At 72.5% G+C, this 25133-nt stretch carries 26 protein-coding genes and 1 tRNA gene; 11 read left to right on the forward strand and 16 right to left on the reverse strand.

Annotated elements, in window-relative coordinates:
- Positions 1 to 31 precede the first annotated feature (31 nt).
- The 5 genes from ACFWE2_RS00200 (at position 32) to ACFWE2_RS00220 (ending at position 6057) form a co-directional block, all read left to right on the forward strand.
- Positions 32 to 1366, forward strand: coding sequence for an ABC transporter substrate-binding protein (locus ACFWE2_RS00200; RefSeq protein WP_377222181.1), 1335 nt, complete (start codon positions 32 to 34; stop codon positions 1364 to 1366).
- A gap of 52 nt (positions 1367 to 1418) precedes the next feature.
- Entirely contained in the window at positions 1419 to 3596 is a 2178-nt protein-coding gene (locus ACFWE2_RS00205) for an alpha-galactosidase (protein WP_377222182.1), read from the forward strand.
- 37 nt (positions 3597 to 3633) lie between these two features.
- Positions 3634 to 4215 (forward strand): sugar O-acetyltransferase, encoded by a 582-nt coding sequence (locus ACFWE2_RS00210; protein WP_377222183.1) that lies wholly within the window; start codon positions 3634 to 3636, stop codon positions 4213 to 4215.
- Positions 4216 to 4230: 15 nt separating this feature from the next.
- Positions 4231 to 4788: a TetR/AcrR family transcriptional regulator gene (locus ACFWE2_RS00215; RefSeq protein ID WP_377222184.1), complete on the forward strand. Its 558-nt coding sequence runs from the start codon at positions 4231 to 4233 to the stop codon at positions 4786 to 4788.
- A gap of 111 nt (positions 4789 to 4899) precedes the next feature.
- Entirely contained in the window at positions 4900 to 6057 is a 1158-nt protein-coding gene (locus ACFWE2_RS00220) for an NAD(P)-binding domain-containing protein (RefSeq protein ID WP_377222185.1), read from the forward strand.
- Here ACFWE2_RS00220 and ACFWE2_RS00225 read toward each other — a convergent pair.
- On the reverse strand, positions 5991 to 6641 hold the full coding sequence (locus ACFWE2_RS00225) for a DUF1345 domain-containing protein (RefSeq protein WP_377222186.1): 651 nt from the start codon (positions 6639 to 6641) through the stop codon (positions 5991 to 5993). The genes ACFWE2_RS00220 and ACFWE2_RS00225 overlap by 67 nt on opposite strands.
- Before the next feature lie 78 nt (positions 6642 to 6719).
- On the opposite strand from ACFWE2_RS00225, the gene ACFWE2_RS00230 reads away from it, so the two are divergent.
- The 3 genes from ACFWE2_RS00230 to ACFWE2_RS00240 are packed head-to-tail and all read left to right on the forward strand — an operon-like array spanning position 6720 to position 9326.
- On the forward strand, positions 6720 to 7661 hold the full coding sequence (locus ACFWE2_RS00230) for an alpha/beta fold hydrolase (RefSeq protein WP_377222187.1): 942 nt from the start codon (positions 6720 to 6722) through the stop codon (positions 7659 to 7661).
- Positions 7630 to 8259, forward strand: a complete 630-nt coding sequence (locus tag ACFWE2_RS00235) for a maleylpyruvate isomerase family mycothiol-dependent enzyme (protein ID WP_377222188.1) — start codon at positions 7630 to 7632, stop codon at positions 8257 to 8259. Before ACFWE2_RS00230 ends, ACFWE2_RS00235 begins: the two co-directional genes overlap by 32 nt.
- The gene (locus ACFWE2_RS00240) at positions 8256 to 9326 is read left to right on the forward strand and encodes a hypothetical protein (RefSeq protein ID WP_377222189.1); all 1071 of its coding nucleotides are present in this window, start codon (positions 8256 to 8258) and stop codon (positions 9324 to 9326) included. Before ACFWE2_RS00235 ends, ACFWE2_RS00240 begins: the two co-directional genes overlap by 4 nt.
- A gap of 248 nt (positions 9327 to 9574) precedes the next feature.
- On the opposite strand, the gene ACFWE2_RS00245 is transcribed toward ACFWE2_RS00240, so the two are convergent.
- The 12 genes from ACFWE2_RS00245 to ACFWE2_RS00300 all read right to left on the reverse strand — a co-directional run bounded on the left by ACFWE2_RS00245 (position 9575) and on the right by ACFWE2_RS00300 (position 20878).
- Positions 9575 to 10915: a TIGR01777 family oxidoreductase gene (locus ACFWE2_RS00245; RefSeq protein WP_377222190.1), complete on the reverse strand. Its 1341-nt coding sequence runs from the start codon at positions 10913 to 10915 to the stop codon at positions 9575 to 9577.
- The gene (locus ACFWE2_RS00250; RefSeq protein ID WP_377222191.1) at positions 10912 to 11781 is read right to left on the reverse strand and encodes a prenyltransferase; all 870 of its coding nucleotides are present in this window, start codon (positions 11779 to 11781) and stop codon (positions 10912 to 10914) included. The genes ACFWE2_RS00245 and ACFWE2_RS00250 overlap by 4 nt, the downstream gene beginning before the upstream one ends.
- Positions 11771 to 12100 carry a lycopene cyclase domain-containing protein gene (locus ACFWE2_RS00255; protein ID WP_377222192.1) on the reverse strand — a complete coding sequence of 110 codons (330 nt, stop codon included), beginning with the start codon at positions 12098 to 12100 and terminating at the stop codon, positions 11771 to 11773. The genes ACFWE2_RS00250 and ACFWE2_RS00255 overlap by 11 nt, the downstream gene beginning before the upstream one ends.
- The gene (locus ACFWE2_RS00260) at positions 12097 to 12423 is read right to left on the reverse strand and encodes a lycopene cyclase domain-containing protein (RefSeq protein WP_377222193.1); all 327 of its coding nucleotides are present in this window, start codon (positions 12421 to 12423) and stop codon (positions 12097 to 12099) included. The genes ACFWE2_RS00255 and ACFWE2_RS00260 overlap by 4 nt, the downstream gene beginning before the upstream one ends.
- Complete coding sequence (crtI, locus tag ACFWE2_RS00265; protein WP_377222194.1) at positions 12420 to 13964, reverse strand: phytoene desaturase family protein; 1545 nt, start codon at positions 13962 to 13964, stop codon at positions 12420 to 12422. Before crtI ends, ACFWE2_RS00260 begins: the two co-directional genes overlap by 4 nt.
- Positions 13961 to 14845, reverse strand: coding sequence for a phytoene/squalene synthase family protein (locus ACFWE2_RS00270; RefSeq protein ID WP_377222195.1), 885 nt, complete (start codon positions 14843 to 14845; stop codon positions 13961 to 13963). The genes crtI and ACFWE2_RS00270 overlap by 4 nt, the downstream gene beginning before the upstream one ends.
- Positions 14842 to 15885: a polyprenyl synthetase family protein gene (locus ACFWE2_RS00275; protein ID WP_377222196.1), complete on the reverse strand. Its 1044-nt coding sequence runs from the start codon at positions 15883 to 15885 to the stop codon at positions 14842 to 14844. The genes ACFWE2_RS00270 and ACFWE2_RS00275 overlap by 4 nt, the downstream gene beginning before the upstream one ends.
- The gene (gene idi / locus ACFWE2_RS00280; RefSeq protein ID WP_377222197.1) at positions 15882 to 16445 is read right to left on the reverse strand and encodes an isopentenyl-diphosphate Delta-isomerase; all 564 of its coding nucleotides are present in this window, start codon (positions 16443 to 16445) and stop codon (positions 15882 to 15884) included. Before idi ends, ACFWE2_RS00275 begins: the two co-directional genes overlap by 4 nt.
- 70 nt (positions 16446 to 16515) lie before the next feature.
- Entirely contained in the window at positions 16516 to 17406 is an 891-nt protein-coding gene (locus ACFWE2_RS00285; protein WP_377222198.1) for a VOC family protein, read from the reverse strand.
- Positions 17407 to 17475: 69 nt separating this feature from the next.
- A complete protein-coding gene (locus tag ACFWE2_RS00290; protein ID WP_377222199.1) occupies positions 17476 to 17970 on the reverse strand; it encodes an NUDIX domain-containing protein in 495 nt (164 codons plus the stop codon).
- A 94-nt stretch (positions 17971 to 18064) separates the two neighbouring features.
- Positions 18065 to 19309 carry an RICIN domain-containing protein gene (locus tag ACFWE2_RS00295; protein ID WP_377222200.1) on the reverse strand — a complete coding sequence of 415 codons (1245 nt, stop codon included), beginning with the start codon at positions 19307 to 19309 and terminating at the stop codon, positions 18065 to 18067.
- 72 nt (positions 19310 to 19381) lie between these two features.
- The gene (locus ACFWE2_RS00300) at positions 19382 to 20878 is read right to left on the reverse strand and encodes an RICIN domain-containing protein (RefSeq protein ID WP_377222201.1); all 1497 of its coding nucleotides are present in this window, start codon (positions 20876 to 20878) and stop codon (positions 19382 to 19384) included.
- 242 nt (positions 20879 to 21120) lie between these two features.
- Between ACFWE2_RS00300 and ACFWE2_RS00305 the strand changes: the two genes are divergently transcribed.
- Positions 21121 to 22023 carry an ATP-grasp domain-containing protein gene (locus ACFWE2_RS00305; RefSeq protein WP_377222202.1) on the forward strand — a complete coding sequence of 301 codons (903 nt, stop codon included), beginning with the start codon at positions 21121 to 21123 and terminating at the stop codon, positions 22021 to 22023.
- 24 nt (positions 22024 to 22047) lie between these two features.
- Here the strand turns inward: ACFWE2_RS00305 and ACFWE2_RS00310 are convergent, their stop codons facing one another.
- On the reverse strand, positions 22048 to 22296 hold the full coding sequence (locus ACFWE2_RS00310) for a hypothetical protein (protein WP_377222203.1): 249 nt from the start codon (positions 22294 to 22296) through the stop codon (positions 22048 to 22050).
- Positions 22297 to 22451: 155 nt separating this feature from the next.
- Here ACFWE2_RS00310 and ACFWE2_RS00315 point away from each other — a divergent pair, with 155 nt between their 5' ends.
- Entirely contained in the window at positions 22452 to 22973 is a 522-nt protein-coding gene (locus ACFWE2_RS00315; protein ID WP_377222204.1) for a GNAT family N-acetyltransferase, read from the forward strand.
- A gap of 38 nt (positions 22974 to 23011) precedes the next feature.
- On the opposite strand, the gene ACFWE2_RS00320 is transcribed toward ACFWE2_RS00315, so the two are convergent.
- Positions 23012 to 23084: transfer RNA gene (locus tag ACFWE2_RS00320), tRNA-Asn, on the reverse strand.
- Positions 23085 to 23334: 250 nt separating this feature from the next.
- On the opposite strand from ACFWE2_RS00320, the gene ACFWE2_RS00325 reads away from it, so the two are divergent.
- Positions 23335 to 24456 carry an N-acetylglucosamine kinase gene (locus tag ACFWE2_RS00325; protein WP_377222205.1) on the forward strand — a complete coding sequence of 374 codons (1122 nt, stop codon included), beginning with the start codon at positions 23335 to 23337 and terminating at the stop codon, positions 24454 to 24456.
- Here the strand turns inward: ACFWE2_RS00325 and ACFWE2_RS00330 are convergent.
- The gene (locus tag ACFWE2_RS00330) at positions 24445 to 25014 is read right to left on the reverse strand and encodes a hypothetical protein (protein ID WP_377222206.1); all 570 of its coding nucleotides are present in this window, start codon (positions 25012 to 25014) and stop codon (positions 24445 to 24447) included. The genes ACFWE2_RS00325 and ACFWE2_RS00330 overlap by 12 nt on opposite strands.
- Between the last annotated feature and the right edge of the window lie 119 nt (positions 25015 to 25133).

The following is a 25133-nucleotide window of genomic DNA, read 5'->3' on the forward strand; positions in this document are numbered from 1 at the left end:
CCCTGCACAACCTGTGAAAGGAACGTACGACATGAACAGAAGGACGCTTGCGGGTGTCAGTGCCGCTGCCCTCGCGTCGCTCTCCCTGGCCGCGTGCTCGAGCGGCGCGGACGCCGCCGAGGCCGCCGGCCAGATCGACTACTGGCTGTGGGACGCGAACCAGCAGCCCGCGTACCAGCAGTGCGCCGACGCCTTCCACGAGGCCAACCCCGACCTCACGGTGAAGATCACGCAGCGCGGCTGGGACGACTACTGGTCCGCGCTGACCACGGCCTTCTCCTCGGACACCGGGCCGGACGTGTTCACCGACCACGTGTCCAAGTACCCGGAGTTCGTCGCCAACGGGCAGCTCATGCCGCTGGACGAGCACGTGCAGGACGTCGACCTCGACCAGTACTCCGAGGGTCTGGCCGACCTGTGGGTGGCCCAGGACGGCAAGCGGTACGGCCTGCCGAAGGACTGGGACACCGTCGCGATCTTCTACAACCAGCAGATGATCGAGGACGCCGGGCTGAGCGCGAAGGACATGCAGGAGCTCGACTGGAACCCGGACGACGGCGGCAGCTACGAGGCCGCCATCGCGCGCCTCACGGTCGACGCCGACGGCGTGCGGGGCGACGAGCCGGGCTTCGACAAGGAGAACGTCGCGGTCTACGGGCTCGGCATCCCCGGCGCGGGCTACGAGAACGGGCAGACCGAGTGGAGCATGTACGCGGCCACGACCGGCTGGACCCTCACCGACAAGAACCCGTGGGGCACGCACTACAACTACGACGACCCGCGCTTCCAGGACACCATCGCCTGGTGGTACTCCCTCATCGAGAAGGGGTACATGCCGCCGCTGGAGACCACCATCGGCGCCTCGGTGAACGACAACTTCGGCGCCGGCAAGTCCGCCATCAACATCAACGGCGACTGGATGCTCTCGACCTACTTCGGCTACGACGGCGTGGACGTCGGCCTGGCGCCGACGCCCACCGGGCCGAGCGGGCAGCGCGCCAGCATGTTCAACGGCCTGGCCGACTCCGTCTGGGCGGGCACCGACAACCCCGAAGGCGCCGCGAAGTGGGTGGCGTTCCTCGGCTCGACCGAGTGCCAGGACATCGTCGGTGCCGCGGGCGTCGTCTTCCCGGCCATCACCAGCTCGGCCGAGATCGCCACGGAGGCGTTCGCCGAGAAGGGGATCGACGTCACGCCGTTCACCACGCACGTCGAGGACGGCACGACGTTCCTGTTCCCGGTGACGGAGCACGCGTCCGACATCCACGCGATCATGACCGCCGCGATGGACGAAGTGCTGGGTGGCAAGGCCGACGTCAGCTCGCTGACCGAGGCGAACGAGCAGGTCAACGCCCTGTTCGAGTAGTACGGCTCGAACAGGAGGACCACACGCTGGACGACGAGGGGACGAGGACGGCATGGAGCTGAGCACGGGTGTCATCGCGGAACACCTGCGCCGCGGGGGCACGAGCGTGGTGCTGCGGCTGGAGGACACGGAGCTGCCGTGCCTCCTGTACTGGGGCACCGACCTGGGGGACGTGGAGACCGGACCGATCCTGGAGGCGACCGCCCGGCCGGTCGGCGACAGCGTGGTCTACGCCAACCCGGTGGTGGCTCTGCTGCCGCGGCACTCCTCCGGCTGGCTCGGCCGGCCGGGACTGGTCGGCTCACGGGCCGGCCGGTCCTGGTCGGTGTCGTTCGACGCCGTCACGCACGACGTCACCGAGGCGTGCACACCCGGGTGGCCCGACGGCGCCCCTGGCGCCGTCCGCGTACGCAGCACCGGGACCGACGCCGTGAACGGGCTCGTGGTCACCACCGAGCTGGAGCTGCACGCCTCGGGCCTGCTGCGCCTGCGCGCGGGAGTCCGCAACACCGGGCCCGACGGGTACGAGGTGGTCTCCCTGCTGCCGGCGCTGCCGGTGGGTGAGCAGGCGAACGAGCTGCTCGACATGACCGGGCGGCACAGCCGCGAGCGCACACCGCAGCGCAGGCCGTTCGACCAGGGTTCCTGGGTGCGGGAGGCGTGGGGCGGCCGGCCGGGTCATGACAGCGCCACGATGCTGTGCGCCGGCGAGTCCGGGTTCGGGTTCCGGCGCGGCCGTGTCTGGGGCGTGCACCTCGCGTGGTCGGGCAACCAGGTGCTCACGGCGGAGCGTTCGCCGTCGGGCTGGCGGCTGCTGCGCGGCGGCGAGCTCCTGCTGCCGGGCGAGCGCGTGCTCGCACACGACGAGGAGTACTGGTCGCCCTGGCTGGTCGCGTCGTGGGGCGAGGGCCTGGACGAGCTCTCGTCCCGCGTGCACCGGTTCCTGCGGGCCCGGCCGCAGCATCCGCGCTCCGCGCGTCCGGTGCTGCTCAACGTGTGGGAGGCGGTCTACTTCGACCACGACCTGCCGCACCTGCTCGACCTGGCGGAGAAGGCGGCCGCCGTCGGCGTGGAGCGCTACGTGCTCGACGACGGCTGGTTCCGTGGACGCCGCGACGACACGGCGGGCCTGGGCGACTGGTACGTGGACGACGGCGTCTGGCCGGACGGCCTGGCTCCGCTGACGGACCGGGTGCACGAGCTGGGCATGCAGTTCGGGCTGTGGTTCGAGCCCGAGATGGTCAGCCTCGACTCCGACCTCGCGCGCGAGCACCCGGAGTGGCTCTTCGGCACCGGGCGCGGTCCCGGCGTGCCCTCGCGGCAGCAGCACGTACTGGACCTGGGGCACCCCGGGGCGTTCGACCACGTGCTGGAGCGGATGTCGGAGCTGGTGGCCCGGTACGGCGTCGACTTCGTCAAGTGGGACCACAACCGGCCGCTGGTGGACGCCGGGCACCAGCCGACCGGCGTGCCGGGCGTGCACGTGCAGACGCTCGCCACCTACCGGCTCATGGACGCGCTCAAGAGCCGGTTCCCCGGCCTGGAGATCGAGTCGTGCTGCGGCGGGGGCGGGCGGATCGACCTCGGCGTGATGGAACGCTGCGACCGGGTCTGGGTCTCCGACAACATCGACGCCCACGAGCGCCAGCGCATGCAGCGCTGGACCTCGCTGCTCCTGCCGCCCGAGCTGCTCGGCACGCACGTCGGCTCCGCGCGGGACCACACCACCGGGCGGTCCCTCGACCTGGACTTCCGGGCCGGCACCGCGGTGTGGGGGCACCTCGGCGTCGAGTGGGACCTGTCCGCGGTGAGCGACACGGACCTGGACGAGCTCGCCGAGTGGGTGGCGGTGCACAAGTCGCTGCGCGACCTGCTGCACACGGGCGACGTCGTGCGCGCCGACCCCACCGACCCGGCCGTCCAGGTCGAGGGCGTGGTCGCCGCCGACCGGTCGGAGGCCGCCTACCGGGTCGCCGTGGTCGAGCACCCGCTCACGGACCCGCCGGGCCGGATCACGCTGCCCGGCCTGGACCCCGGCCGCACGTACCGGGTGGAGCTGGTCGCGCCGTCCGACGGCGCCGTGAGCCCCGCCGACGCGCCGGCCTGGGTCAAGGGCGTCGAGCTCGGCGGCCGGGTCCTCGAGGAGGTCGGCCTGGTCTGCCCCAGGCTGGCGGTCGACACGCTCGTGCTGCTGCGCGTGACGGCGGTCCGACGCTCGGCGGGCCGCTGAGCGTACGAACGTACACATCGCTCGCTAGGCTGTGTCCATGGCCCAGGACTACTTTGCCGACGACCCCCGGACGAACCGCGAACGCATGCTCGCCGGCGACCTGTACGTCGCCGACGACCCGGAGAACGCCCGGCTCGCCCAGCGTGCCCTCCGGCTCGCCGACGCGTACCACCGCGCCTCGGTGGCCGACGACGCCGGCGCCCGGTCGCTGCTGGCGGAGCTGCTCGGGACGCTGGGGGAGGACGCGTACGTCAAGCCGCCGCTGTTCGTCGACTACGGCGAGAACCTCCACATCGGCCCGCGCACGTTCGTCAACTACAACCTGACGGCCCTGGACGTCGCGACCATCACGATCGGCGCGGACTGCCAGATCGGTCCGGGGGTCCAGCTCCTGACGCCGACCCATCCGGTCGAGCCGGAGCCGCGCCGGGACAAGCTCGAGGCGGCGCTGCCGATCGTGCTGGGCGACAACGTCTGGCTCGGTGGCGGTGTCGTCGTGTGCCCCGGCGTGACGATCGGGGACAACACGGTGGTGGGGGCCGGCGCGGTGGTCACCAGGGACCTGCCGGCGAACGTCGTCGCCGTCGGGAACCCCGCCCGCGTGGTCCGCGAGCTCTGACCGCGGCGGCACCAGATGACCGTACGGCGGCACGATCCCGACCGCAGGAACCGGATCATCGACGCCTGCCTCGACCTGATCGCGGAGGTTGGGCTCTCGGGGGTCTCGCACCGCAAGGTGGCGGCAGCGGCCGACGTGCCGCTCGGGTCGATGACCTACCACTTCGCCGGGATGGACGAGCTGCTGCGGGAGGCGTTCGGCCGGTTCGCCCGGGGCGTCAGCGACGGGTTCGAGCGCCGGATGAGCCAGGCGACCGACCTGGCGAGCGCGCGGACGGCTGTGGTCGAGACCATTACGCGGGACGTGTTCGGCACGCAGCGAGACCTCGTGCTGACGCACGAGCTCTACACGCTCGCGGCCCGCGAGCCCGCGTACCGCGAGCTGACCAACGCGTGGATGTCACGGTCCCGGGCGGCGCTGGAGCGGCACTTCGACCCGGTCACGGCGCGGATGCTCGACGCGCTGATCGAGGGCCTGACCATCCACCGCGCCCTGGACACGGAGGTGCCACGCCTGGACACGGTCACGGAGGCGGTCCGCCGTATCACCACGCCCGCACCGCTGCCAGCGTGATCGGTAGAACGTCAGGTGATCGGCATTCCGAGCTGCCGATCACCTGACGTTATGCCGATCACAGGCCCCGGGTCGCGGGAACATCCGCGCGACCCGGGTGTTGTTCACCGTGTGAGCGACGAACCGCGCCGGGCGACCGTGGTGGTGATCGGCGGCGGCCAGGCCGGTCTCTCGGCGGCGTACCACCTGCGGCACCGGGGTTTCGTGAGCGCCGTCGAGCAGCCCGACGCCGAACGCACCTTCGTGGTCCTGGACGCGAACCCCGCGCCGGGCGGCGCCTGGCAGCACCGCTGGGAGTCCTTGCGGATGGCGACGGTCAACGGCATCTTCGACCTGCCGGGCCTGACCCAGCCCGCCGTCGACACGACCGAGCCCAGCCGCGCCGCCGTCCCGCGGTACTTCGCCGGCTACGAGCAGGCGTTCGGGCTCCCGATCCTGCGTCCGGTCCAGGTGGTGGCGGTGCGCCGGGCCGACGACGACCCGGACGGCGACCTCGTCGTGACGAGCGACAGGGGCTCCTGGACCACGCGGGCGGTCATCAACGCGACAGGCACCTGGACCAACCCCGTGCTGCCGCACTACCCGGGGCAGGAGACGTTCGTGGGCCGCCAGCTCCACACCCGCGACTACGTCCGGGCGGAGGACTTCGCCGGGCAGCGCGTGGCGGTGGTCGGCGGCGGCATCTCCGCGCTGCAGCTCCTGGAGGAGATCTCGCGTGTCGCGACCACCCGCTGGTACACCCGCCGCGAGCCCGTCTTCCTCGACCGCGAGTTCCAGCCCGAGACGGTGGGCCGCGAGACCATCGCCAAGGTCATGGCCGACGTCGCGGCGGGCCGGCCGACGGGGAGCGTCGTCTCGTACACGGGGCTGGCCTGGACGCCGTACGCGCTCGCGGCGAAGGCCCGCGGTGTCCTGGAGCGCCGGCCGATGTTCAAGGCGATAGAGCCCATGGGCGTTCGCGAGGCGGACAACACGTTCACCCCGGTGGACACCATCCTGTGGGCCACCGGGTTCAAGGCCGACCTGACGCACCTCGACCCGCTGCGGCTACGGAACGAGCTGGGCGGCATAGCGCTGACCGGCACCCAGGTGGCCGGCGAGCCGCGGCTGCACCTCATCGGCTTCGGCCCGTCGCAGTCGACGGTCGGGGCCAACCGCGCGGGCCGGGAGGCGGCAGCGGCCGTGGTGCGACTGCTCGGGGATCAGGTACCGGCCAGGCCCGCGACCAGGTTGATCAGCAGCGCCACGACCACCGTGCCGAACAGGTAGGCCAGCAGGGCGTGGACCTGCGCGACCCGGCGCATCGCGGAGGAGGCGAGGTCCGTGTCCGAGACGGCGAAGCTCATGCCAACCGTGATCGCCAGGTAGGTGAAGTCGGTGTACCGGGGCGGCTCCGACTGGTGGAAGTCGATCCCGCCGGCCGGGGCGGTGTAGTAGGCGCGGGCGTAGTGGAGCGCGAACACCGTGTGCACGCAGGCCCATGACACCACCACCGAGGCGAGCACCGTGGCCATCGTGATGTCGCCGCTGCCCAGCACGCCACCCACGAGCGTCACCGCGACACCGGCCAGGCTGGTCACCGCCGCGAGCAGCACTATCAGGTGCGCGACACCGCGCGTGGGCTCCTCGCGCACCGCGTGCTCGCTGGTCGCCTCCGGGTCCATCGGCACGATCACCAGAGCGGTCCAGGTCACGAACACCAGCCCGGCTCCGGCCCACCCACCCAGCAGCGCGGCCGCGACGGAGTCCGGGGCGAGCAGCCAGCCCAGGAGCGCGGCGACCAGCACCGCCGTAGCGAGCCGTACCCAGTTCGGGCCGTCCAGCGCCCGGCTCACCCACCGCATCCGCGTCATGCGCACAGTCAACCAGCGGGTGGCCACGGGCGCCGCGAACTCGGGCGAGTGCGCCGATCCCGGACGACAATGTTTCGGGTGACCGATACAGACACCTGGTCGCCGACCACGTACGCGCGCAGCGGCGACGTCGAGCTCGCCTACGACCGCTTCGGCAAGCGCGGAGGCACCCCGCTCCTGCTGGTGATGGGCCTCGCGATCTCCCGCTTCTGGTGGCCGGACGGCTTCTGCCAGGCCCTCGCGGACGAGGGGTTCGACGTCGTCCGTTACGACCAGCGCGACACCGGCGCGTCCACCAGGTTCAGCGAGACCGTGCGGCACGGGCACTGGCGCATGCTGCGCAGGCCTGGGGCAGGCGCCTACACGGCCGAGGACATGGCGGACGACGCCGTCGCGGTGCTCGACGCCGTCGGCTGGGACCGCGCGGTGGTGTTCGGGCACTCGCTGGGCGGCGTCGTCGCGCAACGGGTCGCGCTGCGCCATCCCGACCGGGTGCTCGCCCTGGTCTCGTGCGACGCCACGCCGAGCGACGCGGTCGGGTACCGCGCCCTGCGCCACCTCCGGTTCGGGCTGGTCGCCCGCAACGTGACGAAGCGCCATCCCCCGGGCCACGCGGGCGACATCGCCGCGTCGCTCGCCATCGCCAAGGGGATGGCGTCGCGGGCGAACCCGTGCGACGAGGCCGCTGCCCTGGACCGGATAGAGCGCGGGCTGGCGACCGGACCGCGAGACATGGCCGGGATCGGCCGCCAGCTCCACGCGCGTTGGCGGGGCGCACGGCTGCGCGAGGTCCAGGCACCCACCCTCGTGCTGCAGGGCAGGGACGACCCGCTCATCCGGATGTCGGCGGCCCGCGCCGTCGCACGCGAGATCCGCGGCGCGAAGCTCGTGGCCCTCGACGGCGTAGGCCACGACCTGCCGCCGGTCGCCTGGCCGACGATCGCGCAAAAGACCCGGCAACTCGTCGCGACGTCGGTAAGGTCGCACCGTGACCAGCCTGTCAGAGATCCAGGACCGTGAGCGTTCGGCACTCGTCGACGACCTGCGCACGTTGACGCCCGAGCAGTGGCGCTCGCCGACCCTGTGCGACGCATGGGACGTCGAGGACGTCGTCGCGCACCTCGGCGCCGCGTCGATGCTCTCGACCTGGGGATGGATCCGCAGCATCGTCGGTGCGCGGTTCGACGCCGACGTGCACAACCGGCGGCGCCTGGAGGAGTTCCGCGGCGCCACACCGGTGGCGACGCTCGAGCGCTTCGCGGAGACCGGGCCGATCGGCCTGCCCAGCAAGGAGAGCCCGGCGGGGCTGGGCGAGCTCGTCGTCCACGCCGAGGACATCCGCCGGCCGCTGGGCCTCAGGCACGAGCCGGACGCCGAAGGGCTCCTCGCCGTCGCCCGGTTCTTCGCCGTCAAGGACTTCGCGGTCAACAGCCGGTCGGTGGTCAAGGGGCTACGCCTCATCGCGACCGACGCCGACTTCCGGTCGGGTTCCGGTCCTGAGGTCGGCGGGCCGCTGCTCTCCCTCGTCATGGCGATGGCGGGCCGGCCGGCCGTGCTCGACGACCTCAGCGGCGACGGCGTGCCCGAGCTGTCCCGGAGAACGGTCGGCGTCCGGTGATCACTCCGGAGGCGCTGCTGGACGGATGGCGGGGGCGCCGGTTCCTGCTGGAGCTCGCGCTGGCTGCCGACGCGTCGCTCACGTCGGCGGTGATGTCGGCGGCCTTCGACCTGGACCCCGGCCAGGTGCGGCTCGTGTCGTTCTCCGGCTCCGGCGCGCGCGAGACGCCGCCCGCTGCGACCGCCGAGTCCGTGGCGTCCCTGCTGGAGACGGCCCGTCTCGCCGACGTCGGCCAGGTCGCCGCACTGCGCGCCTTCGCCGACGCGGTGGCCAACGCCCGCTACTGGCAGGAGCCCGACGGCAGCGACGTCCTCGCCGCCACGCCCGTCGTGCGTGCCGCCCTGGGCCGCGTCGCCCGGCACGTCGCCGGTTCCGCGACCGGCATCGACTGGTGGAGCGCGCCCCTCGACCGCGCCGACCAGCACGCCGTCACCTGGGACGGCGGCTACGGGGAGCAGGCGCCGCGCGCGGCGGACCGGCTGGCCCGCTGGCGCGCCGACGTCGCGGTCCAGGAGGCTCGGGCCCGGGCGGACCGGCTCGCCGACCCGGAGGCGTCCTGGAGCGGCGAGTGGTGGTCGACCCCGCCGTCGGACCTCGTCCGGACGACCAGGAGCCTCGGCGATACCGGGCCCGTCGGCGTCTGGCTCGTCGAGGACGACATGGGCTGGGAACGCGCCGTCACGCACCGCGTAGCCACGCCGGCCGGCGCCCGCGTCTACGAGATCGACGGCCCCGACGCGTGGGCCGCGCTGTGCCGGACGTACCCGCTGGAGGTGACCGAGCAGAAGCGGCACGACTGGTACCGCACCACCGGGCGCCACGGACGCTGGCTGTTGCCCGACTGGGCAGCGGTCGCCGCCGACCACGACGCCGTCCACCTCACCGCCGCCGCGTACCTCACCGCGGCCGGGACCGCCGTCCCGGTCGACGGCGACACCGCGAGCGTGATCGCCGGGTGGAACCCCGACGAGACCTACTGGCTCTCCGACGACGCCCGGCCAGGTCCGGACGGCGCGGTGTGGGTGCGCGACGACGTGGACTGGGTGCCGGGGCCGCGCACCGGTTGACGGCAGGCCTGCCGTTCCAGGTGGACCGCGCGTCGGGGCAAGGTGCACTCGTTCGGGAGGTGCCGGATGGGCTGAAGAACGTTCATCTCAGCCCTGTACATGCCGCCTGACCTGAACTGTACGGCTGGGCCGAACTAGGCGGGGCTGAGGTGAACGTTCTTCAGCAGGTCCGGCACCCTCTCATCGAGTGCACCTCACCTGGGCGATCGAAGTGGGACTCCCGTACGGCCAGCGGGCAAATATCGAGGTCAAGCCCTGCCGAGCAGGTGGCGCAGCGCCGGTTCGAGGGTCGGGTGCCGGAACCGGTGGCCGCGCCCGAGCAGGGCCGCCGGGTACAGCCGCTGGCTGGCCTCGGCGAGCTCGGTCGCGCCCTGGGCACCGAGCAGCAGCCGCGGACCGAAGCCGGGCACCGGCAGGAGCGCCGGCCGGCGCAGCACCCTGGCCAGGGTCTTCGCGTAGGCGGCGTTGCGCACCGGCTCGGGGGCGACGGCGTTGACCGGGCCGGACAGCCCCGCGTCGTAGAGCGCCCGGTGGTAGACGTCCACCAGGTCGTCGATACCGATCCAGGACTGCCACATCCGGCCGTCACCGAGCCTGCCGCCCAGCCCGGCCGCGAACAGCGGGTAGAACAGGCGCAGCGTCCCGCCGCGCGGAGACTGCACCAGGCCGGTGCGCACGTTGACCACCCGCAGCCCCGCCTCGGCGGCGCCGGCGGTCGCCTGCTCCCAGTCGGCGACCAGGTCCGCGAGGAAGCCGTCGCCGCGCGCGGCGGACTCGTCCAGCATCTCGTCCCCGCGGTCCGGGCCGTCGTACCCGATCGCCGAGGCCGAGACGAACACCTTCGGTCCGTCCGGGGTGCGTCCGGCCAGCTCGGCGAGCGCCCTCGTGGGCCCGATCCGGGAGTCGCGGACGGCGGCGCGGTGCTCCGGCGTGAACCGGCCGGCGATCGAGGCACCCGCGAGGTGGATCACCGCGTCCACGCCGCCGAGCAGGTCGGCCGCCGGGGCCGCCGGGTCCCAGCGGCGTTCGTCGGGGCCGTGCGGCCGGCCGCGGACCAGCCGGATCACGCGGTGACCGGCGGTCGTCAGGAACGGCACCAGGGCGCTGCCGACGAACCCGCTGCTGCCGGTCATCGCGACGACCATCGGCCGGTCGCCGCCGTTGCGCGCGGTGGCCTGGGCCGCCAGGTCCATCCGGAGCTGCCGGTGCCGGTAGGCGAACATGGCGCGCAGCAGGCCGGGCGGCACGTTGGTGTGGACGGTGTCGGTGATGCGGGTGCGCATGCCCTCGTCACGGAGCTCGTGCACGTGGCGCCACCGCACGCCCCAGCGCAGGGGCGCGGAGACCAGCTCGTCGGCGAACCGTTCCGGTGGTTCGTAGCCCGAGTGCCTGGCCACCCAGCGCAGCCCGAGGGGGAGGCCGAGCACCGCCTCGCCGTCAGCAAGGGACGTCGCCTCCCGGACCACCCGCAGCGGTACCCACGGCGGCGTGAGCCGCATGACGGCGCCGGGCCGTTCGTGCCAGGCGAAGACCTCGGTGCGCGGGTAGGCGACCACGCTCGACCAGGTCAGGGGCTTGACCAGCGTCATGGCAGTCCTCCGTTCCGTAGGACGTACAGGATGAGGATCATGGTCACGGCGGTGCCCACCGCGTAGTTGACCCAGAGGAAGTGCCGCCATCCGCCGTTCGCCCGGGCGGAGTCCTCGTCGCGCAGCCGCGCGTAGGGCAGCGCCAGGGCGAGGTACGGGAGTGCGAGGAGGCCGGCGAGCGCGCCGGGCCATCCGGTCGTGGCGACCAGGAGGCCGGCGGCGGTCCAGGCGGCCAGGGCGAGGCGCACCGTGCGGGCGGCGCCGAGGGCGGTGGCGATCGAGGAGATGCGCCCCTCGCGGTCGGGCACGATGTCCTGGACCGCGCCGAAGGCGTGGCTCGCCATGCCCCACAGGAGAAAGGCGCCGAGCACCGCGTAGGTCCCGGGCGTGGGGGAGGCCTGGGCCAGTGCGAGCCCGTAGACCGCCGGGCTGACGAAGTGGACGCTGGAGGTCAGCGAGTCGAGCACCGGCACCTCCTTGAAGCGGAAGGGCGGCGCGGAGTAGGCGACGAGCGCGAACAGGCTGACCGCGAGCGCCGCCCACGACAGCGGCGGGCCGAGCAGGGCGAGCGCCACGACGAACGGGGCGCAGGTGACGACGGACGCGACCAGGACGGTGCGGTGGCGTGCGGGCGGGAGCAGGGCGCCCTCCACGCCGCCCTTGCGGGGGTTGGCCAGGTCGGACGCGTGGTCGAACACGTCGTTGACGCCGTAGAGCGCGAGGTTGTACGGCACGAGGAAGAACAGTGTCCCGATGACGAGTGACGCGTCGATGTCTCCCGTGGTCAGCAGGTAGGCCGCCGCGAACGGGTAGGCGGTGTTGATCCAGCTCAGCGGCCGGGAGGCGCGTGCGAGGTCAGCGATCATCGTGGCCTCCGTACCTGCCGCCGAACAGGGACCACAGCGCGGGCAGCAGGATGATGGCGGCCAGGGGGTAGGAGAAGTCCTCGACGGGTGCGAGGCCGATCCGGGCCCCGGAGATGTGTGCGTCGGCGTAGGTGAACAGCCCGCTCGCGATCATGAGGTTGTCGAACACGGCGGTCAGGAGCAGGAGGGCGCAGGCGGCGAGGGCGAGGGCGCGCCAGCCGGCGGCGGGCCTGCCGGACCGTCGTGCGCTGTGCCGCGCGACGAGGGCGACGACCGTGGCGAGTGCGAGGAAGCCGAGCGCGAGCAGGAGGTAGGTCATCGCGGGCTCTCCGTGCGGTCCAGGACGCGTTGTGCGCCGAGGACGAGCACCATCGTGAGCTCGCACAGGAAGAGCAGGAACACCAGCTCCTCCAGCGGCAGCTCGGGGGCGAGCATGAGCCCGGTCATGTACCGGCCGGTGCCGTGGAAGAACACGCCGAGGCCGATTCCGGCGAGGTCCCACGCGAGGAAGAACGCGGTGCCGACCACGAGGACGGCGGCGGCCCGCCCCGGGGACCGCCAGCAGAAGAGCCGGTGGCGGGCGTCGAGGAGCAGCACCCCGGCCGCCGAGAACAGCAGCACGGCGAGGTAGGCGAAGCTCATCGGTCCTCCCGCAGCGGGCCGGCGCTCGTGTCGCCGCGGAGCCGTTTGAGCACCAGCTCCGCGCTGATGAGGCACATGGGCAGGCCGATCCCCGGGATGGTGGTCGCGCCGGCGTACAGGAGGCCGTCGACGCGGGACGACACGTTCTTGCCGCGGAGCATGGCGCTCTGCCGCAGGGTGTGGCCGGGGCCGAGGGCGCCGCCGCGCCAGGCGCCGAAGTCGCGTTCGAAGTCGGCGGGCCCGATGGTGCGCCGGACCACCACACGTTCGGCGAGGTCGGGCGTGCCGGTCCACCGCGCGATCTGGGCGATCGCCTGGTCGGCCACGCGTTCGACGCCCGGGTCCCCTGCGCCGTCGATGCCGCCGGCGCCCATCGTGGTGTCCGCGGGCACCGGGACCAGGACGAACAGGTTCTCGTGCCCGGGCGGGGCGACGTCGTCGGTGGCGCTCGGGCGGCAGACGTAGAGCGACGTCGGCGACGGGACGGACCGGTGGGCACCGAAGATCGCCTCGAACCCCTGCTGCCAGTCCTCGGCGAACAGCAGCGAGTGGTGGGCGAGCGCCGGGAGCTCGCCGCGTACCCCGAGGAGCGCCAGCACGGCGCCCGGCCCGGGGTCGCGGCGTCGCCACCAGCGGTCGCTGTGGCTGCGGTGCGCCGGGCCGAGCAGCTCGTGCTCCGTGACGCGCAGGTCGGCGGTCGACACCACGACGTCGGCCTCCAGGTGGTAGGTGCGGCCGGTGTCGTCGTCGACGTCGACGCCGCTGACGGCGCCGTCCGCCACGGTGATCCGTGCCACGCGCTGACCGGTGAGCAGCTTGGCGCCCGCGCGCTGGGCGACCCGGGCGACGGCGTCGATCACCGCGCCGAACCCGCCGCGCGGGTACAGCACGCCCTGGGTCACGTCGAGGTGGCTCATGAGGTGGTACATGCTGGGTGCGGCGCTCGGTGACGTGCCGAGGAACACCGCCGGATAGCCGAGGATGCGGCGTACGCGGTCGTCGGTCGTGTGGCGCGCGATGAAGTGGTCCAGCGGTTCGCCGAGCAGGCGCGCCAGCCGTGGCGCCCGGCGCACGAGGTCCCGGTCCAGCAGCGGCCCGAGCGAGGCGAACGTCGCGTACAGGAACCGTTCGGTGGCGGTCCGGTAGGTCTCGGCCGCCGAGTCCAGGTAGGCGCCCAGCTTCGGGGCGGACGGCGGGTCGAGCGCCAGCAGCGCCGCGCGGGCGCCGTCGGCGGGCAGGTCGAACGGCTCGGGGTCGCCCTCGAAGAAGACCCGGTAGGACGGGTCGAGCCGGACCAGGTCGAGCTCCTCGCGGGCGCTGGTGCCGAGCAGCCGGAAGAAGTGGTCGAAGACCTCCGGCATCAGGTACCAGGAGGGTCCGGTGTCGAACCGGAACCCGTCGCGCTGCCACCGTCCCGCCCGGCCGCCGAGCTCCGACCGTGCCTCCAGCAGCGTGACGTCGGCCCCGTCCCGGGCGAGCAAGGCCGCGGTCGCCAGCCCCGAGACACCGCCGCCCACGACGACGACCCGCCGGTCCCTCATGCCCGCCCTCCCGCGTGCGAGGTGGCGAGGACGGTAGCGGCGATGCGCAGCTTGACGGCCGCGGGCACGGACACCCGGTGCCCGCGCAGCCTGGCGGCGGGGACGTCCCGCAGCCGGTCGTTGAGCTCGGCGAAGAGGCCGGCGGCGAGCGCCGTGGCCCGGCGCGGCCCGGCGGGCAGCAGCGGGAGGACGGCGCGCGCTGCGGCCAGGTCGGCGTCGATGTCCTTGACGATCACCGCCTTGTGCTCGTCGTCCAGGTGGTCCGGGCCGGTGCCGGGAAAGTAGGAGCGGCCCAGGCGGTCCTCGTCGTCGCCCAGGTCCCGCAGGAAGTTGATCTTCTGGAACGCCGCGCCGAGCCGGCGCGCGCCCTCCTCGAGCTTGCCGCGCGTCGCGGGCAGGACGGGGTAGCCGTGCAGGAAGGCGCACAGGCACATGAGCCCGACGACCTCGGCGGAGCCGTGCACATAGGTGCGGAACTCGCCGACGCTGAGCGCCGCCGTCGGGTCGAGGTCGCGGCGCATGGAGGCGAAGAAGGGGCGCACGAGCGACTCGTCGATCCCCACGGTCCGTGCCGTGTTGGCGAAGGCGTGGACCACCATGTTCGCGCTGAACCCGCACCGCATCGCCGTGTACGTCTCGGTCTCCAGCCCGTCGAGGGTGCTGCGGCACTCGGCGGGGGCGAGGCCCGCCTCGTGCGCCGGGCCGTCCACTATCTCGTCGGCCACCCGGACCAGGGCGTAGATGTCCTCGATCATCGCGCGGGTCGCGGGCGGCAGCAGCCGGGTGGCCAGGCTGAACGACGTCGAGTAGGCGCCGAGCACGCTGGCCGCCGCGGTGTGGGCGGTGTCCGAGTAGAGCGCGAGGGATGACGACGGGTTCATGCCGCACGCCCCGCGAGCTGGTCGGCGAGGCCGGTGAGGTGCTGCTGGAGGCCGGCCGGCAGCGCCGTCCGGCCGATGGCGGTGACGACCTCTTGCCGCCTGGCGTCGATGAGCTCCGACATCCCCGCGTGGGCGCCGCTGGTGACGAGCGCGTCGCGCAGCAGGTCCGCGCCGGGCTCGTCCAGGTCCGGGTCGCCCCACAGGTACCGCACCGCGGTCCAGGCGGGGTGCTCCTCGGCGAGCGCGACGAGCAGGGTCCGCTTGCGTTCGCGCAGGTCGCTGGTGGTGCTCTTGCCCGTGCGGTGGGCGTCCCCGAAGACGCCGAGCATGTCGTCGCGGAGCTGGTAGAGCACGCCGAGCGCCGTCCCGACCCGCTCGAGCTCGGCCTTGGTGCGTTCGTCCGCCCCGGCCAGCGCGGCCCCCGCGCGCAGTGGTGCGGCGAACGAGTAGCCGCCGGTCTTGTTCTCCATCATCCGCAGCAGCTGCTCGGGGGAGCCGGAGGCGGTGCCCAGGCCGAACGCGACGTCGTCGTGCTCACCCGCCGCGGCGCGGAACAGGCACTCCTCGACGAGGTCGGTCAGCTCCTCGCGTGCGGGCCCACGGACCCGTGCGACCAGCGCGTACGTGGCGCTGAGCAGCAGGTCCCCACCGAGGATTCCCGACGCCTGCCCCCAGGCCGCCGCGGACCGCCTCGGCAGTCCGCTGGTCAGCGCGTCGTCGGCGAACTCGGCGGTGACGGTGGGTCGGCCGCGCCGCCTGAGGTCGCCGTCGATCACGTCGTCGTGCAGCAGCAGGGCCGTGTGCAGCAGCTCGAACGCGGCGGCGGCGACCGTCGCGTCCTCCGGGTGCGCGCCGCCGAGCGCCCGGTGCGTGTCGAGCAGCAGCCGGGGCCGCAGACGCTTGCCGCCCTCGCTGGAGCGCGCCAGCCGCCGCCACAGCAGCGCGTAGTGCTCCGCGAGCGGGGTGGCGCGCCGGATCCGGTCCTCGAAGAACTCGGCCAGGACGGTGTCAACCGCCGCACGGGGGAGGGTCTCGGTCATCGCGGCGCTCCTTCGGCGAGGGCCGTCCCGGCGTCCGACGGCGCGTAGAGCTCCATGTCCCGGGCCTGCCCCACGAACCACGGGGAGAATGCCCAGGGCGTCGCCCGGAGGGCGCTGCCCAGCGGGCCGGGGTCCACCCAGCGCAGGTCCATCACCTCGTCCGGGTTCGGCTCAGGCACCCCGTCGGCGACCGCGACGTAGACGGGGCACACCTCGTTCTCCACGACTCCCGAGGCGTCGGTCGCCCGGTAGCGGAAGTCGGGCAGCACGGGCCGGAGCTCGCGCACGGCCAGCCCGAGCTCGTCTTGCGCGCGGCGGACCACGGCGTCCTCCATCGGCTCGTCCGGCTGCGGATGCCCGCAGACGGAGTTGGTCCACACCCCTGGCCAGGCGCGCTTGCCGAGGGAACGCCGGGTGACCAGCACCTGGCCCTCGGCGTTCAGCACATGGCAGGAGAACGCCAGGTGCAGCGGGGTGTCCGCGGTGTGCACGAGGTGCTTGAGCTGGGTCCCGACCGGCACGCGGTCCTCGTCCAGCAGGACGACTCTCTCTGGCGACACGTGCCCTCCTCGGTGATTTAACTAGCCAGGCTACATTCAAGCACAGGAAGCAATAATTCTGGGGGTCGGATCAGTCCTTCCCGGCCTGCGCTTCCGCATCGAGAAACTCCTGCGGCGGGTCGAACTGGGCCAGGACGAGTTCGGAGCCGAACGGGTCCCGGATGGTCGCCGACCTCGACCACTCGGTCTCCTCGGTCTCCAGCACCGTCGCACCCGACCGTTCCGCCTCCGCGGTGGACCCGTCCCGGTCGGCGACGGCGAACGCGACGGACCACCGCGCGGGCCCGTCGGTAGGCACCACCCCGGCGACGGCGTCGGCGAAGCCGGGCGGCACGTGTTCCTGTCGCTCGTGGATGCCGGGGTCGACGGTGCGGGCCAGGTGGTCGCCGTACCCGGGCACACGCGCCATGCCGACGGCGAGGTCGTCGCTCCGTACCCACCTGAGCAGCGGACCGTAGAACTGGAGCGCGCGGTCGACGTCCGGGGTGAGCAGGTTGCTGAAGTTCCACGTGCCCGGCGCGTTGACCACCTGGGCGCCGAGCCGGGTGCCCGCCTGCCACAGCCGGCTGGGCGCTCCCTGCGCGTCGATGATCCGGGCCATCCACCCCGCGGGCTGGCCCGGCGGCCCCACGGCCTCCGGCGCGGAGCTCACGCCGCCGCCCAGCCCGGCGACCGCTGCGGCGGTGACGGCGACGTCGTCCACGGCGAGGTACGTGTTCCAGGCGGGGTCGTCGTCGAAGTCCTTGTCCGGTGTGCCGACCGCGGCGATGGCCGTCGCATCTGTGCCGTCCCGGGACGCGACGACGTAGCGCCCCGGGGCCCCGGGCGGCAGCTTCTCCTCGAAACGCCAGCCGAACAGGTGACCGTAGAAGGCGAGCGCCGCGTCGACGTCCGCCACCTCCAGGTCGATCCAGCAGGGCACCCCGTGCGGATAGGTGCGGGCGGTGTGCGCGTCGGCCATGACGTCCTCCAGATCGGTTGCCTGTACCGATGCTGCCTCGGACCACCGACACTCGCCCCGGGGAATGCGTCAGTTGTCCACAGGGGACGCGAGCGCCGCCTCCAGCCGGTCGACGAAGGCAGCCTGTGCGCTGACCGCGAGACGTCGTGCGTCGTCGGGTGAGAGCCAGGCGACGCGGTCGATCTCCGGCACCTCGACGCGCCGCCCGGACCGCGGTGGCCACTCGATCTCCACGGTGTTGCTCGCGATCCGCGCCAGGTCGGGCCCGTCCGCAGGCCACTCGCGCGCCCAGGCGAGGACCTTCTTGCCCGAGCGCTGCCGGACCTCCCCGAGCTCGATGTCGGGGGCCGACGGCGGCGGCAGGGCCATCCCCAGCTCCTCGCTCGCCTCGCGCAGCGCAGCGGCGTGCGGTTCCTCGCCGGGATCGAGCTCGCCCTTGAGCAGGGTCCAGGCGCCCGCGTCCTTGCGCGCCCAGAACGGTCCGCCCATGTGCCCGAGCAGCACCTCGAGCCCGCCGCCGGGCAGTCGTCGGTAGGGCAGGAGGCCCGCACTCGTCGTCGGCATGGGTCCAGTCTTGCCGACATGGGCCGACAGGCGCGGGACACAGCGGCCCTGGATCCCAGGGGAGAAGGGGATCCAGGGCCGCTGTGCCCGACCGCTATCGCACGTGGCCCGCGATCGGCAGGGGCAGCGCCGCCGCACCCTCGGAGACGATGCGCGCCATCTGGTCGGCACCGTGCTCCTGGAAGTGCGTGTTGTCGGCGACCCCGTCGGGGAAGGCGGGGTACTGGCCGGGGCTCGTGTGCAGGAACACGCCTTTTGCGGCCTCTGGGCCGATCGAGTTGAGGTACGCCCGCGAGCGCGCCGACAGGTCGATCATCGCGACGCCGGTCTCGCTGACCAGTTCGTGCACCTTGGCGACGTAGTCCGGGAACGAGACGCGGAACTGGCCGTTCGCGTCGTAGTCGCGACGCGAGACCGGGGTGAGCAGGACCGGTGTGGCACCGCGTGCGGTCGCGCCGGCCATGTAGTTGTCGCGCAGGTACCGCTTGTAGTCGGTGGGCGACGTGTACCGCTCGGGGTTGCCGGAGCTGGCGTCGTTGTGGCCGAACTGGACGAACAGGTAGTCGCCCGGCTGGATGACGCCAAGGATCGTGTCCAGGCGCCCTTGCTCGATGAACGAGCGCGACGAGCGGCCGCCGATGGCGTGGTTGGCCACGGTCGTGCTCGTGTCGAAGTAGCTCGCGAGCTTCTGGCCCCAGCCCATCTGCGGCCGGAGCGAGGTGCTGTAGGTCTGGGCCGTCGAGTCCGAGGCGATGTAGATCGTCGGCGTCCCGTCCCCCGTCGCGGTCACGGGGAGCGGCCGCCACTGCTGGTTGGTGCCGCCGTTGTTGTCGTACTGCGAGATGCGGGTTCCCGGGGTGGTGGACCGTTCCCACAGGTCGAGGGCCTTGCCGGAGTTGCGGTTGACGAAGCGCAGGTAGGTGCCGTCGTCGAGGATCTGCCAGTGCTGGTTCATGGTGCCGCTGTCGCTCCACTGGACGATGTCGGCGCCGTTCGCGGTGCTCTTGGCGTAGACGTCGAGCAGCAGGTTCGAGTGGCGGGCCTGGATCTTGTAGTAGCCGCTTCCGGCGTCGACGAAGCGGAACTGCTGGTTGGTCGCGTTCGTGCGGGTTCCCTGCACGAGCCGCGCGCCGTTCGCCGTCGACGCGCCCTCGATCTGGAGGACCAGGCCGGAGTGGCGCGACTGCAGGACGTACCAGGCGCCCGGGGTGAACGCGGCATACGCCGGGGCGGCGGTGAGAAGGCCGCCGGCGGCCGCGGCGGCTCCGGCCGCGAGACCGAACAGCGACCGGCGGGTGAGGCCGGCCGTGAGCGGGCCGGAGGGTTCAGGATTGCGCATCTGTGCTCCAGGTGAGTGGGTGGTGGGCCTCGGCGTCGTCGCGGAGGCCCACCAGGAGGAATCGCGCTCGGGTCAGATGTACTGGTCGATGATCGGGATCAGCCGGTTCGCGATCTTCCGGTGCCCGGCATCGGTCGGGTGGACGTTGTCGCTGGTGTCGGTCGCCGGGTCGACCCAACCGGTCGTGTCGACGAAGTGGACCCGGGTGTCCCCGGCGTTGACGCGCGTCTGGACCGCGTTCCGCGTCTCGGTCACGTACCGGCCCCTGAAGACGCCCATCGCGAAGATGTGGGCGTTCGGGTACGCCTGCCGGACGCGCTCCAGCAGCACCACGTAGTTCTGGTTGAACTCGACGGTGGAGACGCTGTGCCCGCCGTCGTTGGTGCCGAGATTGATGACGACGGCGGTGGCCTGGTACGTCGAGAAGTTCCAGTCGTCGCTGGTCGCCCCGATGTGTGAGCGGCGGAACCCGTTCACCATGCCGTAACAGCCGTCGGCGGCGGCGACCAGGCAGACGCCGCCGTTGGCGACCTGGCTGTGGCCGGCATTGAGGTCCTCGCCGACCAGATAGGGATACGCGGTGAAGGGCCGGTTCCCGTTGGGCTGGCCGACGGTGATCGAGTCGCCGACGAACTCGATGAAGTTCGCCGGGCGCGCGATCGACGTCGTCACGCCATCCGAGGCGAGGGCGAAGCCGCCGAACGTCGGGTCACCCGTGTACGACCCGGCGCGCTCGCGGAAGCCGATCCGGACGGTGTGCGTGCCGCCGCTGAGACCCGTCGCGATGGTCAGGTTGCCCGTCGCGTTGCGGTGCCACTGCTCGGGCGCGCCGTCGACCGAGTAGTACACGTCGATGGTGTTGCGCAGTCGGACGCCGATCGAGGAGCCGGTGAAGGCCGCCTCGACGTAGCCGCCGGCCCAGCCCATGGTGCGCCAGGCGCCGTCGGTCCTCCAGCGGCCGAAGTACTGGAGGTTCGAGTCGGTGACCGAGCCGTTGCCCGCCTGAGCGGCGCCGATCGGGTTCAGCCGCCAGCGCTGCACGGCCGACCCGCTCCGCGTGTACTGGGAGACGCGGCTACCGGAGGTGGTGGCGCCCTCCCAGTTGTCGAGGGCCTTGCCGGAGTTGCGGTTGACGATCTCGTAGGAGCCGTCGGACTGCTCGAGGACCTGCCACTGCTGGTTGGTGCCGCCGTTGCTCGGCCACTGGACGATGTCGGCGCCGTTCGCGGTGCTCTTCGCGCTGACGTCGAGCACCTGGCCGCTGTGCCGGGCCTCGACGCGGTAGTACCCGCTCCCGACGTCGATGAACCGGAACTGCTGGCTGGTCGCGTCGGTGCGGGTCTGCAGCTGTGCCAAGGCCCCGTTCGCCGTCGAGCTGCCCGCGATGCCGACGGCGAGCCCGGAGTACTGGTTGGAGATCGTGTACCAGTTGCCTGGGATGACGGCCGCGGTGGCCGTGGGCGCTAGTCCGGGCAGGACCGTCACGACGAGGATCGCGCCGAGGGTGGCGGCGATCCATCGCAGAGGGCTCCTGCGCCGGTAGGAACGCCGGTGGGAAGAGGTGGGCAAGGCGTGCTCCTTCGGTTGGGACGGCTCGCCGGATCGGAGCGGCGTCGCCCCCCGGCCTCGGGCCTTGCAGAAACTGGTCGCCTCGTTGCTGACCACGGGAGATCGGATCAACCTGAATCGATACAATGTCCGATTTAAGATAGCGCGCGCACCGGTCAGGTCAAGGGGCTGGGTGAAACTAATCGTTTTGCATGCTGATATTGGTGCGGCGCAGGGGCTGCGGGGGTCGGTACGGTCCAGGCATGGCTTCGCCTCTGCTCCTGGTTCCGTCCGACCCCCTCGCCCCGCGGGTGCCCGACGAGCACTTCATGCGCGAAGCCGAAGCCGCACGTCAGGCGGGCATGGAGGTCGCGGTGGTGGACCACGACGCGGTCCTCACCGGAGACGTCCGGGCGGCGGTACGCCGTACTCCGGCGTCCGACGGCGAACAGGCCGCCTGGTACCGGGGTTGGATGATGCCCTTCGCCGCATACTCACGGCTCGACACCGAACTAGGTGCCCGCGGAGTCCGGTTGATCACGGGCTCCACCGCGTACCGGTCCGCGCACGAGCTGCCCGGCTGGTACGGCACATTCGCGGACCTGTCTCCCGCGAGTGTCTGGTCGCCCTGGGAGGCAGGCCGGATGCCGACGAGGGAGGACGTCGGAGCGCTGACCGGAACTCTGGGCGGCGGTTTGGGCGTCGTGAAGGACTACGTGAAGTCCCGTAAGCACGAATGGCAGGAGGCATGCTTCGTGCCTGACCTTGCCGACGTGGCGGCCACCACCCGCGTGATCCGACGAATGGTCGAGCTGCAGGGAGATGACCTGGCCGGCGGGATCGTCGCGCGTGCCTTCGAGCAGTTCACGCAAGACGCCGACGGGCACACGCTGGAAGCGCGGATCTGGTGGGTCAGGGGATCGGCGGTGCTGATCGCTCCGCACCCTGACGCGCCCGCCGGCACCACTGTCGATGTTCCGACGGCGGTGTGCGATGCCGTCGGCGCGAGCGTACGTGCGCTAGGCGCCCCGTTCGTCACCACAGACCTCGCGCTGCGGTCCGACGGGGTGTGGCGTGTGATCGAGGTCGGTGACGGACAGGTGAGCGACCTCCCCGCCGCCGAGGACCCGGGCCGGCTCATGCGGGCGCTCGCCGCGGGTCGCTGACCGCGCGGGGGTCTCCGAAGCAGGTCAGGGCTGTCGTTCCAGGAGCGCCTGGGTTGCGCTGTCGATGTTCCCGACAAGCTTGTACACGCCGTCCAGCAGAGCGACGAGACCGACCAGGAAAGCGGTGACGCCGATGATGGCGACCACCGGCGCGGCGGCACCGATCGAGAAGAGTCCGGCTCCCAGGATCAGTCCTCCCAGGCCTGCGGTGATCGGACCGGCGGACTTGTTGGCCGTCGTCCGCTTCTGCACGCTCTCCGTCGCTTCAGTCATGCCTGACATCGTCGTTGGCTCCGTATGCCCTGACCAGGAGTCCCGGGGGTGAAACGTGAGTTACGGCGCAAACACCGAGGCCCCTGCCGTTGACTCGAACCGACGGCCATCTGGGATGAGTTCGCCGTGAGCCGAGCACGCCTAGGCTTTCCGGCATGGTCGAGAACATCGCTGAACGGATCGATGTGCGGGTCGCACGGGATGCCGAGCTGGAGCAGACCGTACGGCTACGTTGGTTGTGGACCGCTGAGCGGGAAGGCGTCGACGTGGCAGGTGATGAGGCCGACTACGTCCCCCAGGCCGCCGACTGGGCCCGAGCGCATCGTGACACCCACGTGCCGCACGTAGCGGTCCTCGGCGAGCAGGTGATCGGGATGGCGTGGCTGGCCGTCACGCCGCGTGTGCCCAAGGTCGGGGCGATCCAGCGGGTGTCCGGCGACCTGCAGTCCTGCTACGTCCTGCCTGAGCACCGTGACTGCGGGGTCGGCGGGCGGTTGGTCAGGGCGGCCATGGCGACCGCTGCCCTGCACGGCGCAGAGCACATCACCGTCCACACGTCGCCTGGCTCGGTGGACATGTACTCGCGGAACGGGTTTGAGCACGAGGAACGACTCCTGTACGCGGAGCTCGACGGAGAGCGCAGTGGGGTGGCCGACAGCAAGACGACGAGGCCCTGAACTCCCACGTCAACTGGGTGTTCAGGGCCTCGTTCCGGCTCCCGCGGTTGGACTTGAACCAACGACCGTCCGATTAACAGTCGGATGCTCTGCCAGCTGAGCTACGCGGGAATGCGTTCGCCCCGGTCCCGTTCACCGGGAGGGCGACCGGTGAAAACTCTAACAGGTTCTGGGAGGTAGTCCTGTCGTGTTTTCGGAGGGCTCTGTCACAGGTCGGTGACACGTCGGCGCCGGCACCCGGACCCGCCCCGTCGACATGCCGGGCAACACACCGTTCCAGGGGCGAGATCGAGGATCCGCCATGTCGTTCGACGCCGTGTTGTGCCACCATCTTCGGGTGCGGGCAGCAGACACCCAGAGGGTGACCGACCCTCCGCCGGAGGACACCTGGGTAGTCGGCCTGGACCTCGGCGGAACGGGTTCGCGCGCCGCGGCGAGCCCCGGGCCCGGCCGACCGCACGTCCGCGTCGAAGGTCCGCCGCTTCATGTCGTGGACGGGCGCTCCGACGCCCCCGACGTCGTCCGCGGGCTCTGTCAGGACCTCGTGCGCGAGCTCGACGCCGCACACGCCGACCCCGCACAGGCCGGCGCCGGAGCGCCCCGGGTCGCGGCGGCCGCCGTCGGCCTGCGCGGGATGATGGCCATGGACCGGGCCGGGCGCCTGGATCCGTACGCCCTCCACGACGTGCTCGCCGAGAGCCTGGGCACCGAACGGACCGCCGTGTCGACCGATGCCGTGACGGCGCACCTGGGCGCCCTCGGCGGGCGTGGCGGCGCCGTGCTCGTGGTGGGCACGGGTGCGGTCGGCGTCGCCGTCGACGAGTACGCCCGCTGGTACCTCGCGGACGGGCTGGGCTACCTGGTCGGGGACCAGGGCAGCGGCGGATGGATCGGCCGCGAGGGGCTAGCGGCCGCGAACAAGGCTCGCGACGGACGCGAGGACGGCGCCTCGCACGTCCTGCTGCGGGCCTCCGAACGCCACTTCGGCCGCCAGCGGCACGGGATCACCCTCGACAGCACTCCGGACGCGCTCAGCCTGCTGGCCGGGTTCGCCAGGAGCGTGCTGGCCGCGGCCCGGGCCGGCGACCCCACGAGCGTCGCGATCCGCGCGGCGGCCGCCAGGGGGCTCGCGGACACCCTGCGCGCGGCGCTCAGCCACCCGGGCGTCGAGCCCCGGGTCGCGACGACGGGCAAGCTGATGGCCAAGGTCCCCGAGCTGCGCGCCCTGGTCATGTCGCACGTGACGGATGCCCGCCCCGACGTCGAGGTGGTCGACGCCGCGGGCGAGCCCCTGGACGGCGCTCTCGTGCTGGCCCGTAGGCTCCTCGAGACCTCGGAGGGTGTGCCGTCGAACCGGCCGTTCCTGTCGGTCCGGATGGGGACGCCGGGTCCCGCGCCGCTCGAGAGCGCCACCGTGCCCCGGCAACGCGGCAAGCTGCGCGACAAGGACAAGGCCGTCCTGCGCGCGGGTTCAGGCAGGTAGCCCCGCCGCGCTGCGCACCCGGGCCTCGGCCGCGTCGATCGCGCCGGCCGTGCCCGGATCGGCCAGGTCGACGCCGCCTCCGCTGATCACCTGGGAGAACAGCTCGCCGTCCGCCCGACGTCGGACCGCCACCCGGGCGGAACGCCCGCCCGGGAGCTTGACCGGCTCCGCCAGGACCACCGACCACTGCACGCGCTCACGCAGCACCTGGGGCAGCACGGAGCGCCGGCCGTCGAGGGGGAGCGACGTCGGCTCGTCGCCGTCGACCCAGTGCACCTGGATGACGTTGGACTCCGTGTCATAGGTCGCCCGGTCGACGTCGGACCACTCGCGCCGGACGACGACGGACGGCGCCCCCCGCGACTCGGCGTCGTCCTGGCCGCTCGCCGCCTCCGGTGCGGAGATCATCAGCAGCTCGGCGTGCGTCGCGAACGCCCACGCCTCGCCGGTGGACGTGACCAGCGCCGCCTGCGCCAGCACCGGGCCGGTGCGGTGCGACCGGACGGTACGGCGAACGGCCTTCTGCGGGCCGTGCCCGAACCATGATCGGAACCCCATGCCTCCACCGTAGTACCGCGGACCTGCCGCACGGACGAGGCTGGTCCCGTGGTGCCCGGCCCGGTCCGGCCAGGCTCACAGTTCACCCGCTGCTCGGTCAGCCCGCACCCGTTCAGTGA

Origin of the sequence: Promicromonospora sp. NPDC060271 (genome assembly GCF_042726755.1) — a bacterium.
GTDB lineage: Bacteria > Actinomycetota > Actinomycetes > Actinomycetales > Cellulomonadaceae > Promicromonospora.